The 12,221-nt window shown below is 69.2% G+C and carries 12 protein-coding genes; 7 read left to right on the top strand and 5 right to left on the bottom strand.

Annotation, left to right across the window (positions count from 1 at the left end; all coding sequences use genetic code 11):
* From ABL844_RS02135 to ABL844_RS02115, 5 genes are all read right to left on the bottom strand, one after another.
* The gene (locus ABL844_RS02135) at nucleotides 1-1,230 is read right to left on the bottom strand and encodes a pyridoxal phosphate-dependent aminotransferase (protein WP_418130350.1); all 1,230 of its coding nucleotides are present in this window, start codon (nucleotides 1,228-1,230) and stop codon (nucleotides 1-3) included.
* Nucleotides 1,227-2,126: an amino acid ABC transporter substrate-binding protein gene (locus ABL844_RS02130; protein ID WP_184640272.1), complete on the bottom strand. Its 900-nt coding sequence runs from the start codon at nucleotides 2,124-2,126 to the stop codon at nucleotides 1,227-1,229. The genes ABL844_RS02135 and ABL844_RS02130 overlap by 4 nt, the downstream gene beginning before the upstream one ends.
* Nucleotides 2,127-2,296: 170 nt before the next feature.
* Nucleotides 2,297-3,835: an aldehyde dehydrogenase family protein gene (locus ABL844_RS02125; protein WP_418130349.1), complete on the bottom strand. Its 1,539-nt coding sequence runs from the start codon at nucleotides 3,833-3,835 to the stop codon at nucleotides 2,297-2,299.
* 150 nt (nucleotides 3,836-3,985) lie between these two features.
* Nucleotides 3,986-4,405 carry an MAPEG family protein gene (locus ABL844_RS02120; protein ID WP_184640276.1) on the bottom strand — a complete coding sequence of 140 codons (420 nt, stop codon included), beginning with the start codon at nucleotides 4,403-4,405 and terminating at the stop codon, nucleotides 3,986-3,988.
* A 14-nt stretch (nucleotides 4,406-4,419) separates the two neighbouring features.
* The gene (locus tag ABL844_RS02115) at nucleotides 4,420-5,310 is read right to left on the bottom strand and encodes an IclR family transcriptional regulator (protein WP_418130348.1); all 891 of its coding nucleotides are present in this window, start codon (nucleotides 5,308-5,310) and stop codon (nucleotides 4,420-4,422) included.
* A 217-nt stretch (nucleotides 5,311-5,527) separates the two neighbouring features.
* Here ABL844_RS02115 and ABL844_RS02110 point away from each other — a divergent pair, with 217 nt between their 5' ends.
* Genes ABL844_RS02110 through ABL844_RS02080 form a run of 7 tightly spaced genes read left to right on the top strand, consistent with a single transcriptional unit; the run spans nucleotide 5,528 to nucleotide 12,200 of the window.
* Complete coding sequence (locus ABL844_RS02110) at nucleotides 5,528-6,601, top strand: ABC transporter ATP-binding protein (protein WP_418130347.1); 1,074 nt, start codon at nucleotides 5,528-5,530, stop codon at nucleotides 6,599-6,601.
* Nucleotides 6,598-7,461, top strand: a complete 864-nt coding sequence (locus tag ABL844_RS02105) for an ABC transporter permease (RefSeq protein WP_184640282.1) — start codon at nucleotides 6,598-6,600, stop codon at nucleotides 7,459-7,461. Before ABL844_RS02110 ends, ABL844_RS02105 begins: the two co-directional genes overlap by 4 nt.
* A 4-nt stretch (nucleotides 7,462-7,465) precedes the next feature.
* Nucleotides 7,466-8,260, top strand: a complete 795-nt coding sequence (locus ABL844_RS02100; protein WP_418130346.1) for an ABC transporter permease — start codon at nucleotides 7,466-7,468, stop codon at nucleotides 8,258-8,260.
* A gap of 6 nt (nucleotides 8,261-8,266) precedes the next feature.
* Nucleotides 8,267-8,566: a (2Fe-2S)-binding protein gene (locus tag ABL844_RS02095; RefSeq protein ID WP_418130345.1), complete on the top strand. Its 300-nt coding sequence runs from the start codon at nucleotides 8,267-8,269 to the stop codon at nucleotides 8,564-8,566.
* The gene (locus ABL844_RS02090; RefSeq protein WP_418130344.1) at nucleotides 8,563-9,984 is read left to right on the top strand and encodes an FAD-dependent oxidoreductase; all 1,422 of its coding nucleotides are present in this window, start codon (nucleotides 8,563-8,565) and stop codon (nucleotides 9,982-9,984) included. Before ABL844_RS02095 ends, ABL844_RS02090 begins: the two co-directional genes overlap by 4 nt.
* Entirely contained in the window at nucleotides 9,981-11,129 is a 1,149-nt protein-coding gene (locus ABL844_RS02085; RefSeq protein WP_418123886.1) for an NAD(P)/FAD-dependent oxidoreductase, read from the top strand. The genes ABL844_RS02090 and ABL844_RS02085 overlap by 4 nt, the downstream gene beginning before the upstream one ends.
* 21 nt (nucleotides 11,130-11,150) lie before the next feature.
* Nucleotides 11,151-12,200 (top strand): ABC transporter substrate-binding protein, encoded by a 1,050-nt coding sequence (locus ABL844_RS02080; RefSeq protein WP_126184101.1) that lies wholly within the window; start codon nucleotides 11,151-11,153, stop codon nucleotides 12,198-12,200.
* Nucleotides 12,201-12,221 lie beyond the last annotated feature (21 nt).

The raw sequence follows: 12,221 nt of genomic DNA, 5'->3' as shown, positions 1-12,221 counted from the left end.
TCACTCGAGCGCGGCGCAGGCGGCGGCGATGCGCTCGCAGGCCTCCTGCAGCTGCGCCATCGAGGTCGCGTACGAGATGCGGAAATACGGCGCCAGCCCGAACACGCTGCCCGGCACCACCGCCACCTCGAAGTCCTGCAGCAGGTAGCGGCAGAAGTCGCTGTCGCTGTGCAGCAGAGTGCCGCCGCGCGTGCGCCTGCCGAGCACGCCGGCGCAGCTCGCGAATGTGTAGAACGCGCCCTCAGGCACGCGGCAGTGCAGGCCCGGCGCGCGGTTCAGCGCGGCGACCACGAAGTCGCGCCGCGCCTGGAAGTCGGCGCAGCGCTGGGCCACGATGTCCTGCGGCCCGGTCAGCGCCTCGATGGCGGCTGCCTGGCTGATGGACGAGGGGCAGGAGGTGGTCTGGCTCTGCACCACCGCCATCGCTGCAATCAGCGCGCGCGGCCCCGCGCCGTAGCCCACGCGCCAGCCGGTCATCGCATAGGCCTTGGACACGCCGTTCACCGTCAGCGTGCGCTCGCGCAGGCGCGGCTCCACCGCCGCCGGCGTGGCGAAGGCCAGACCGTCGTAGAGGATGTGCTCGTAGATGTCGTCCGCCAGCACCCAGACCTGCGGATGGCGCAGCAGCACCTCGCACAGCGGCTTGAGCTGCGCAGCGCTGTAGGCCGCGCCGCTCGGGTTCGAGGGCGAATTCAGGAAGAGCCAGCGCGTGCGCGGCGTGATGGCCGCCTCCAGCTGCGCCGCGTCGAGCCTGAAGCCGTTCGCTTCGGTACAGGCCACCGGCACGGGCACGCCGCCGCAGACCTGCACGATGTCGGCGTACGAGGTCCAGTACGGCGCGGGCAGGATCACCTCGTCGCCCGGGTCCAGGCTGGCCATCAGCGCGTTGAAGATCACCTGCTTGGCGCCCGCGCTCACGCTGATCTCGTCGAGCGCGAAGTCGAGCGCGTTGTCGCGCCTGAATTTCAGCTGCACCGCCGCCTTCATCGCCGGGCTGCCGTCGAGCACCGTATAGCGCGTGTCGCCCCGGCCGATGGCGCGCACGGCAGCGTCGCGCACGTTCTGCGGCGTGTCGAAGTCGGGCTCGCCCGCACCCAGAACGATCACCGGGCGGCCCGCGCGCTTGAGCGCGTTGGCGTGATCGGTGATGCGCAGGATCTCCGAGACGCCGATGGCGCGCACGCGCTGCGCAGGAGAAAAGACGACGGGGGCGACTGTGTCTGCGGTCACTTGGCGTAGGCCTCCAGCGGCTTGTCGTTGGGTTCGGCAATGAGCTGCTTCAGCGTCGCGCTCATCGGCAGGTTCAGGCTGGTGTTCTTCGGCGGAATGGCTGCGACGAACCACTTGCCGTAGATCTTCTCGAGCTCGCCGCTCTTCATCATGCGGCGCAGCGAGTCGTCCACCGCCGACTTGAAGGCCGGGTCGTCCTTGCGGAACAGCAGCGCGATCGGCTCCGAGCCCAGCGGCTCGCCCACGATGCGGTAGGCCGAGGGGTTCTTCGAGTTCGCGATGATCCCGGCCAGCAGGTTGTCGTCGAGCACGAAGGCATCGGCGCGGCCCGCCTCCATCAGCAGGAAGCTCTCCAGGTGGTCCTTGCCGAGCAAGGTGTTGTACGAGACGTTCTGCGCGCGCTCGCGCTTGCGAAGAAGCTGCACCGCGGTGGTGCCGGAGGAGGCCGACACGTTGCGGCCCGCGAGCTGGTCGAGGCTGGTGATGCCCGAGTCGACCCTGGTGGCCATGCGCACCTCGCTCACGTAGGTGGTGAGCGCGAAAGCCACCAGCTGCTGGCGCGCCATGTTGTTGGTGGTGGGGCCGCAGCCGATGTCCAGCGTGCCGTTCTGCACCAGCGGGATGGTGTTCTGCGCGGTCACGGCCATGTATTCGAGCCTGGCCTGTGGCGCGATGTCCTTCAGCACGCGCTCGCACAGCTCGACGTGATAGCCCACGTACTTCTCGCCCGCGCCCAGCATGTAGGCCATGGGCGGCGAAGCCTCGCGCACGCCGAGCACCACCTTGCCGCTGGACCTGATCTTGTCGAGCGTGCCGCCGGCGGCGGTCTGGGCGGCGGCGCCGAACGAAAGCGCCAGCAGCGCGGCCGCGGCAATGGTCTTGAAGGCGATGTTCATGTGCTCTGTCTCCTGATGGTTGTTTTTGACGGGGAGGCGAAGGCCGTCCCGACCTCGCACGGCCCTTTCGCGGGACATCGCGGAACCGGCTTTGCCGGGCCGCCGATGTCGCCCCCGGTGAGGGGGTTGGCGTAGCGACACGAAGTGCGCGAAGCCTGGGGGGGAGGGACTCAGTCCCCGATGTCGAAGGTCACGCCCTGAGCGAGCGGCAGTGCCGTGGAGTAGTTGATGGTGTTGGTGGCGCGTCGCATGTACGCCTTCCAGCTGTCGGAGCCGGCTTCGCGTCCGCCGCCGGTTTCCTTCTCGCCGCCGAAGGCACCGCCGATCTCGGCGCCGCTCGGGCCGATGTTGACGTTGGCGATGCCGCAGTCCGAGCCCGAGCTCGACATGAAGCGCTCGGCCTCGCGCATGTTCAGCGTGAAGATCGACGACGACAGGCCCGCGCCCACCGCGTTGTGCTGCTCGATGGCCTCGTCGAGCGAGCTGTAGCGCACCACATAAAGGATGGGCGCGAAGGTCTCGCGCAGCACCGGGCCCTCGTGCGACTTCAACTCCACCAGCGCGGGGCGCACGTAGTAGGCGTCGCTCGTGCCGATGCCCTCCACGCGCTGGCCGCCGTGCACCCTGGCGCCGATCTCGCGGCTTTCGGAGAGCGCCTTCTGCATGCCGTCGAAGGCCGCGCGGTCGATCAGCGGGCCGACCAGCGTGCCGGCCTCGCGCGGATCGCCCACCTGCACGATGCCGTAGACCTTGGCGAGCTTGGGCACCAGCTGTTCGTACACGCTCTCGTGCACGAAGAGGCGGCGCAGCGTGGTGCAGCGCTGGCCGGCCGTGCCCATGGCCGCGAAGGCGATGCCGCGCAGCGCGAGGTCGAGGTCGGCCGAGGGCGTGACGATGGCGGCGTTGTTGCCGCCGAGTTCGAGAATGGCGCGGGCGAAGCGCGCGGCCAGCTTCGGCCCCACCTGCCGGCCCATGGCGGTCGAGCCGGTGGCCGAGAGAACGGGCACGCGGTGGTCGTCCACCAGCAGCTCGCCGATGTCGCGCTGGCCCAGCAGCAGGCCCAGCAGGCCCTCGGGCGCGTCGCCGAAGCGTGCGATGGCGCGCTGCGCGATGGCGTGCACGGCCAGCGCGGTCAGCGGCGTCTTTTCGGAAGGCTTCCACACCACCGGGTCGCCGCACACCAGCGCCAGCGCCGCGTTCCACGACCACACCGCCACCGGGAAGTTGAAGGCCGAGATCACGCCGCACACGCCCAGCGGATGCCAGGTTTCCATCATCCGGTGCTCCGCGCGCTCGGTGGCCAGCGTGAGGCCGTAGATCTGGCGCGAGAGGCCGACCGCGAAGTCGCAGATGTCGATCATCTCCTGCACCTCGCCCGCGCCCTCGGACGGAATCTTGCCGGCCTCCAGCGTCACGAGACGGCCCAGGTCGGCCTTGGCGGCACGCAGTTCCTCGCCCAACAGCCGCACCAGCTCGCCGCGGCGCGGCGCCGGCACGTTGCGCCAGGCCTTGAAGGACTCGTGCGCGCGGCCGATCACCGCCGTCGCTTCGGCCGGCGAGGTCTGCGGCACCTGCGCCACCACTTCGCCGCTGACGGGCGAACGCACCGTCAGCTCGCCGCCGGTGTGGGCCGCGCGGGGCACGCCCAGGCGCTGCAGCAGCTGTTCGACTTCGGTGGCGACGGGAAGAGAGGTCTGGGCTTCGGACATGAGCACGCTCCGGGGGACAGGTGAAGGGAAAACGGGAAGGCGGCGAGAGGCCTGATCCGGCCAATATCAGCGAATCCCGCGCGATTGCCTAATGAAAATATGGAAGGACCTGATGCGTTTCAGGAAGGATCCCGGCCTTTTGATGTGCGTCTAGCGCACCAACCGGGCCGCCGCCAGGACCCACAGCGCCACCAGCACCGCATTGCTCGCCGCGAACACGTACAACCGGTGCAGCACGTGGTTGTAGGTCAGGTGCACCGCGCTGTGCAGCGCCCGCAGCCCCACGTAGGCCCAGGCCAGCCACACGGCCGCGGGCGTCGGCTGCGCCGCCACGTAGAAGACCAGGCACACCACGTAGAACAGCACCGGCAGCTCCAGCAGGTTCATGTAGTTGCGGTTGGGAATGCGCACCGCATCCGGCACCGCCGCCGACTCGCCCAGCCTGAAATCGGCCGCCCGGACTTCGCGGCGCAGAACGGCGCGCACGCGCGTGAAGGGAATGAGCAGCAGCACCATGCCGGTGAGGGCCGCGAGGGCGAAGACGGGGTAGAGGATCGAGGGGTTGTTCATGGTCGGCTCCCTGCTCAGCCCGCCCCCGAGGGCTCGGGCAACGGAATCTTCTGCCCCGCCGGCGAACTCGCCAGGCTCTGCGCCGGCCGCCTCAGCGTCGCGTCGAAGGGATTGATCCTCGGCCCGATCGCCGCCGCCTCGCGTTTCAGCAGCTCCACCACCGTCGGCATGCGGTCGGCGTTGAGCCGGTCGGCGATGGTGCCCACGCTCAGCGCGGCCACCGCGCGGCCTTCGCGGTCGAGGATGGGTACGGCCACGCCGGCCATGCCTTCGAGCAGGCCGGTGTTGCGCCCCGCGTAGCCCTGCTGCCGCACGCGCTCGATCTCGGTGCGCAGGTAGACCTCGTCGTACACGCCGTACTCGCGAACGCGCGAAAGGTTGAAGCGGATCACCTCCTCGCGCTCGGCCTCGGGCAGGAAGGCCAGGATCGCCAGCGCACCTTGCCCCACGCCCAGCGCGATGCGCCCGCCGATGTCGCCGGTGAAGGAGCGGATGGGAAAGGGCCCTTCGCTCCGGTCGAGGCACACGGCGTCGAAGCCGCTGCGCGCCAGCAGGAAGATGCTGTCGCCGAGGCTAGCGCACAGCCGCAGCAGCACGGGCCGGCAGATGGAGCGCAAGTCGCCGGGGTTGCCCGCGCTGGCGGCCAGCGCGAAGAAATCGATGCTCAGGCGGTAGAGCTTGCTGCGCTCGTCCTGCTCGACCATGCCTTCGGCGATGAGCGACTGCAGCAGCCGGTGCGTGGTGGCCTGGGTGAGGCCGACCGAGCGCGCGATCTGCGTCACGCGCCCGCCCTCGGCCTGCACCGCGCCGAGCGCGCGGATCACCGAAAAGACGCGCGGCACGCCGCCGCTGGCCGCCGCGTTCGCCCCTGCGCCGGCCGGGGTGTTCGCCGAAGAGCTATCCATACCTTCCTCCTGCGGAATTCGATTCATTGATCGAAGCCATGATATTCCATTGAACGGAATAAATTGAAGAAAGATTCTGATTAATGGAATACCCGATGCGATCTGGCTCAATCGTTGCAATAGAGTGAATCAAGGACAGCAAGCTGTCCATGGCCCGCACCAAGTCGAAGCAAGGTGCCTGAAGCCATCTTTTCGCCCCCGAAGAAAGGCCCGTTCCATGTCATTCCTGCGGCTCACCGACGTGACCAAGTTCTATGGCGCCACCCGTGCGGTGACGGACATGAATCTCTCGGTGGAAAAGGGCGAGTTCGTCTCGCTGCTCGGTCCTTCGGGCTGCGGCAAGACGACCACGCTCCAGATGATCGCGGGCTTCGAGGCGGTGAGCAGCGGCCGCATCGAGCTCGCGGGCAAGGACATCACGCACGCCAAGGCCAACACGCGCGGGCTGGGCATCGTGTTCCAGACCTACGCCCTCTTCCCGCACATGACGGTGGCCGACAACGTGAGCTTCGGCCTGGAAATGCGCAAGATGCCGAAGGCCGAGCGCACCGAACGGGTGAAGCAGGCGCTGGCGCTGGTGCACCTCGAGCAGCATGCCGCGCGCTACCCGCGCGAGCTTTCGGGCGGCCAGCGGCAGCGGGTGGCGCTGGCGCGCGCGCTGGTGATCGAGCCGCCGGTGCTGCTTCTGGACGAGCCGCTGTCCAACCTCGACGCCAAGCTGCGCGAGGAGATGCAGTTCGAGCTGCGCCAGATCCAGCGCAAGGTCGGCACCACCACGGTGATGGTCACGCACGACCAGAGCGAGGCGATGTCGATCAGCGACCGCGTGGTGGTGATGGAGGGCGGGCGCGCCACGCAGATCGACCATCCGCAGCGCGTGTACGAGCATCCGGGCACGCGCTTCATCTCCACCTTCGTGGGCAAGGCCAACCTGCTGGACTGCCGCGTGTCGGGCAGCGGCCCCGGGCGCACCTGCGTGGAGGTGGGCGCGCTCTCGCTGGACGTGGACGACACCGGCTTCAGTGTCGACGCCGCCGCGCTGCTGAGCGTGCGGCCCGAGAAGCTGCAGCTGGTGCCGCCCGGCAGCGGCCGCATCGACGGCGAGGTGCTGGAGCGCTTCTTCCTCGGCAGCCAGTGGCTCTACCGCGTGGCGACTTCGGTGGGCGAGCTCATGGTGCTGAGCCCCAACGACGGGCGCGAGGCCCTCGCCGAAGGCAGCCGTACAGGCATCGACTGGCCGGCGCACTGCATGCGGCTTCTGCCGGCCGATGAAAGGGCTGTCGCGGCATGAGCAGCGCATCGAAAAGCAAGGCCACCGCATGGTGGCTCTCCGGCCCCGCGTTGCTGCTGTTCACGGTGCTGCTGGTGGTGCCGCTCGGGCTCACCGCAGTGCTGTCGTTCAACGTCTACGACCCGGCCACGGGGCCGAAGTCGGGCGAGTTCACGCTCGCGCACTACGCGCTGGTGTTCTCCGACTCCTACTACCTCGGCATCTTCTGGCGCACCTTCTGGGTCTCGGCGCTGGTCACGCTGATCTGCGTGCTGATCGGCGCGCCCGAAGCCTATGTGCTCAGCCGCATGCGCAACCCGTGGCGCTCGGCGCTGCTGCTGGTGGTGCTCGCGCCGCTCTTGGTCTCGGTGGTGGTGCGGGCCTTCGGCTGGAGCATGCTGCTGGGCCCCGAGGGCGCGGTGAACGCGCTGCTGCAGCTGCTGGGCATCGGGCCGGTGAAGATCCTCTACACCAGCGCGGCAGTGGTCATCGCGCTGGTGCACGTGATGCTGCCCTTCATGGTGATTCCGGTGTGGACCTCGCTGCAGAAGCTCGACCCCGGCGTCGAGAACGCCGCCCTCTCGCTCAACGCCACGCCCTTCACCACGCTGCGGCGCATCGTGCTGCCGCAGGTGATGCCGGGCATTCTCTCGGGCAGCCTGATCGTGTTCGGGCTGGCGGCGAGCTCCTTCGCCATCCCGGGGCTCCTGGGCGGACGCCGGCTGAAGATGGTCGCGACCATCGTCTACGACGAGTACCTGAGCGAACTCAACTGGCCGCTGGGCGCGGCGGTGGCACTGGTGCTGCTGGTGGCCAATCTCGCAGTGATGCTCAGCTACAACCGGCTGGTCGAAGGCCGCTACAAGAAGGCATTGGGGTGATCTGATGAACAAGAACGGCCCCATTGCCCTCGCGTTCAACGCGCTCGTCATCGTCTTCATGCTGGCACCGCTGGTGGTGGTGTGCGTGGTGGCGTTCACGCCCGAAAACACGCTGACGATCCCCACCACGCATTTCTCGCTGCGCTGGTTCGAGGCGGTGTTCGCGCACCCCGACTTCATGCAGTCGTTCTGGAACAGCCTGTGGCTCGCGCTGAGCTCGGCCACCATCGCGACGCTGCTCGCGGTGCCGGCCGGCATGGCGATCACGCGCTACGAGTTTCCGGGGCGCGACTTCCTCAACGGCCTGTTCCTCTCGCCGCTGATCGTGCCGCACCTGGTGCTGGGCGTGGCGCTGCTGCGCCTGTTCTCGCTGGTGGGCGGCCCGGGCAGCTTCGCCTGGCTGGTGCTGGCGCATGCGCTCATCGTCACGCCCTACACGCTGCGGCTGGTGGTGGCGGCGCTGGTGGGCTTCGACCGCAGCGCCGAGCAGGCCGCGCTCTCGCTGGGTGCGAGCCAGGCCACCGTGTTCCGCCGCATCACGCTGCCGATGATCCTGCCGGGCGTGACCGGCGGCTGGATGCTGTCGTTCATCAACAGCTTCGACGAAGTGACGATGTCCATCTTCGTCACCTCGCCGAGCACGGTGACGCTGCCGGTGCGCATGTACATGTATGCGACAGAGTCCATCGACCCGCTGATGGCCGCCGTGTCGGCGCTGATGGTGGCGGTGACGGCATTCGCGATGGTGCTGCTCGATCGCGTCTACGGGCTCGACCGCGTGCTGGTGGGGCGCAGATAGATGACCATGAAAACACACGCCCTGCTCCACCGCGTGGCCGAGAAGACCGGCCGCGCGACGGTGCCCTTCATGCTCGACGGCGAACCCGCGAGTGCCCTGGCCGGCGACACCGTGCTGACCGCCGTGCTCACCCAGTGCGGCCAACTGCGCCGCAACGAGTTCAGCGGCCTGCCGCGCGCGGGCTTCTGCATGATGGGCGCCTGCCAGGACTGCTGGATCTCCACCGATGAAGGCGAACGCCTTCGCGCCTGCTCGACATTCATCGCGCCGGGCATGGCGCTGGTCACGGGAAAGGACGGCGCATGACCGCGACAGCAACACCGGCAGCGACAGGCGAAGTCCGCCCGGTGATCGTCGGCGCAGGTCCGGCCGGCGTGCGCGCCGCGCAAACGCTCGTGGCGCACGGCCTGAAGCCGGTGGTGATCGACGAGGCCTCGCGCGCCGGCGGCCAGATCTACCGCCGCCCTCCTCCCACCCTGGCCGGCCGCGACAAGCAGACGCTCTACGGCTTCGAGTCGAAGCGCGCCGACGCGGTGCACAACGCCTTCGAGGCGCTGCAGGGCCGCATCGAACACCATGCCGACAGCCTCGCGTGGAACGCGCAGGACCAGGTGCTCGACGTGATGCACAACCCCACGCGCAGCAACCGCCGCGTGGCCTACAGCCACCTGATCGTCGCGACCGGCGCCACCGACCGCGTGCTGCCGCTACCAGGCTGGACGCTGCCGGGCGTCTACACGCTGGGCGGCGCGCAGGTGGCGCTCAAGTTCCAGGGCTGCGCCATCGGGCGGCGCGTGGTGTTCATGGGCACCGGGCCGCTGCTCTACCTGGTGGCATATCAATATGCGAAGGCCGGCGTGGACGTGGCCGCGGTGCTCGACACGGCGCGCCTGGCCGACCAGATCGCCGCCGCGCCCGCGATGCTGGCGCAGCCGGCCGTGCTCGCGAAGGGCATGTACTACGTGGGCTGGCTGCGCGCACACGGCGTTGCGCTGCATGGCGGCGTGCGTCCGCTGCGCGTGCTCGGCGACGAGGCGCAGGGCCGCGTCACCGGCGTGGCCTGGCTCGACGGCGGGAACGAGCGCACGATCGAATGCGATGCGATCGGCTTCGGCTACGCGCTGCGCTCGGAGACGCAACTCGCCGACCTGCTCGGCTGCCGCTTCGACTACGCGCCGCTGCACCGCGCGCACCTGCCGGTGCGCGATGCGGCAGGACGCTCCAGCGTGCAGGGCGTGTACCTCGCGGGCGACGGCGCCGGCATCATGGGCGCGGATGCGGCCGAGTGGGCTGGCGAGCGCGCGGCGCTGGCGCTGCTGCAGGATGCCGGCATCGCCATCGACACCGCGCGTGCGTCGGAGCTCGAACGCAAGCTCGAAAAGCTCGCCGGCTTCCGCCAGGGCCTGGAGCGCGCCTTTCCCGTGCCGCAGGACTGGGCCAAGAACGCGGCCGACGACCTCGTCATCTGCCGCTGCGAGAACGTCACCGCCGGCACGTTGCGCCAGACCATCGCCAGCACCGGCGCCGACGAGATGAATCGCCTGAAGGCTCTGTCGCGCGTCGGCATGGGCCGCTGCCAGGGGCGCATGTGCGGCGCCGCGGCCGCCGAGATCCTCGCGCATGCGACGCGGCAGCCGCTGCAGCAGGTGGGCCGGCTGCGCGGGCAGGCGCCGATCAAGCCGATCCCGATCCGGCTCGTGCCGGCCGAAGGGAGCAGCGCATGAGTTCGATCAGGAAGCTTCGCACCGACGTCGCCATCGTCGGCGGCGGCATCGTCGGCTCTTCCGCCGCGCTGGCGCTGCGCCGCATGGGCGTCGGCGTGGTGCTGCTGGAGCGCGACCTTTGCGGCTCACGTTCCAGCGGCGTGAACTACGGCGGCGTACGCCGCCAGGGCCGGCCGGTGAGCCAATTGCCGCTGGCGCAGCGAGCACACCGCATCTGGGGCGGTCTTGCCGGGCTGCTGGGCACCGACGGCGAATACATCCGCTCGGGCCACTTCAAGATCGCGCGCAGCGAATCCGACATGGCCTCGCTCGAACGCTACCGCGCGTTGAGCAGCGATTTCGACCTGGGCCTGGAACTGATCTCGGGCGCGCGCCTGCGCGAGCAATGCCCGTGGCTCGGCGCGCGTGCGGTGGGCGGCTCGCTCTGCGCGGAAGACGGGCAGGCCAATCCGCGCCTGGTGTCGCCGGCCTTCGCGCTCGCGGCGCGGCGCGCCGGAGCGCAGGTCTTCGAGCGCCACAAGGTCGACGAGGTCGCGCACGACGGCGCGATGTTCATGGTGCGCAGCGGCAATGCGCTCGAAGTTCAGGCGCCGGTGCTGCTGAACTGCGCGGGCGCCTGGGCCGGCGCCATCGCCAGCCAGTTCGGCGAGACGCCGCCGATGTATGCACGCAGCCCGCTGATGGCGGTGACCGAGCCGGTGCCGCATTTCATGAAATGGAGCCTGGGCGTGGAAGGCGGCGGCATCTACTGCCGGCAGGTCGAGCGCGGCAACGTGGTGCTCGGCGGCGGCACGGGCATCACGCTCGATGCCGAACGCTCGCGCGCCGAGCGCGAGGGCATCGCCGCGCTGGCGGTGCAGGCCATCGAGTTGCTGCCGGTGCTGCGCCACGCGCACATCATCCGCACCTGGGGCGGCACCGAGGGCTACCTGCCCGACCGCGAACCGGTGCTCGGGCCCAGCCGCACCACGCCCGGCCTGTTCCACGGCTTCGGCTTCGCGGGCGCGGGCTTCCAGATCGGCCCTGCCGCCGGCGAGGTGCTGGCCGAACTCGCGCGCGACGGCCGCACCGAGACGCCCATCGACGCCTTCGCCATCGAGCGCTTCGACGGCGCCGACGAATCACTCACCGCATCCCCCACCTGAACCTGAATGGAGAGCATCGCCATGTCCCAGAAGTCCTCGATCAGAACCCTTCCGCTGCTGGCCGCGCTGCTCGCGGCCGCCGGCATCGCCGGTGCGCAGACCAAGACCCTCTACATCGGCATGAACGGCGGCACGATGGAGAAGGCGTACACGCAGTACGTCTTCCCGGCCTTCGAGAAGGCCTACGGCGCGAAGGTGGTGGTGGTGCCGGGCACCTCGTCCGACATCCTCGCCAAGGCGCAGGCCAACAAGGACAAGCCGCAGATGCACGTGATGTTCCTCGACGACGGCGTGATGGTGCGCGCCATCGGCATGGGCCTGTGCCAGAAGCAGAAGCCCAGCCAGTCGCTCGGCGAGATCTACCCGGCCGCGCGCTTCAAGGACGACATGGCCAGCGGCGTGAGCCTGGGCATGACGGGCCTGGCCTACAACGCGAAGATGTTCAAGGAGAAGGGCTGGGCGCCGCCCACTTCGTGGATGGACCTGGCCGACCCGAAGTACAAGGGCAAGGTGGTGTTCCAGTCGGTGTCGTCGTCCTCCTTCGGGCTGCACGGCTTCCTGATGTTCAACCGCATCCAGGGCGGCAACGACAAGAACGTGGAGCCGGGCTTCAAGGCCTGGCCCACCACCATCGGGCCGAACGTGCTGGAGTACATCCCGAGCTCGGCCAAGCTCTCGGAGATGGTGCAGACCGGCGAGGCCGCGATCTTCCCGCTCACGCCCACGGCCGTGGCCGCGATGAAGAGCAAGGGCATTCCGGTGGAGTACGCACCGCCCAAGGAAGGCGCGGTGGTGCTCATGGTGGGCCAGTGCGTGATCGCCAACAACACCGAGCCCGAGCTGTCGCAGAAGCTCGCCGAGTTCCTGCTGAGCCCGCTGGCGCAGGCCAACGTGCTGCAGTACGGCGCACAGATTCCCACCAACCCGAAGGCGCCGGTGGTGGGTGACGGCGTGGCGCAGGTGGCGGACATCAACAAGTGGATGAAGACCGCGGTGACCATCGACTGGGAAAGCATCAACGCGAACCGCCCGGCGTGGAACGCGCGCTGGAACAAGACCATCGAGAAATAGGGCTCGCCCCCAGGCTGCGCG

It is taken from the genome of Variovorax sp. 278MFTsu5.1, from assembly GCF_048305045.1.
Lineage (GTDB): Bacteria > Pseudomonadota > Gammaproteobacteria > Burkholderiales > Burkholderiaceae_C > Variovorax > Variovorax guangxiensis.
Note: the sequence above shows the minus strand (reverse complement) of the source record. Positions and strands in the feature narration are given on the sequence as shown.